Genomic DNA, 251 nt, shown 5'->3' with positions numbered 1-251 from the left:
GATTCAGATAACATCGTGCCGGTAGCTTCCATGAGCAAAAAAGCCCGCGCAGGGAAGTCGCCGACCCAGTGGATGCCCGAGAACAAAGCTTATTGGTGTGACTATATCGTGCGCCGAGAGATTATTCAGCGCAAGTATAAGCTTTATCTGCCAAGAGAAGAGCGCGAATTTCAGCAGGAAATTAAAAAACTCTATTGCAAGTACTAGCTGAAATGATAGCGGCTCAGTGACTATCTAAAGGCCGGTTATAA

Annotated in this window: 1 pseudogene; it reads left to right on the top strand. The window is 46.2% G+C overall.

From position 1 onward, the window contains the following. Window positions 1-207 (top strand): annotated as a pseudogene (locus A3761_RS26150) (hypothetical protein); the annotation flags it as partial. Window positions 208-251 lie beyond the last annotated feature (44 nt).

It is taken from the genome of Oleiphilus sp. HI0123 (assembly GCF_001635315.1).
This window is presented reverse-complemented; position numbering and strand designations above follow the sequence as displayed.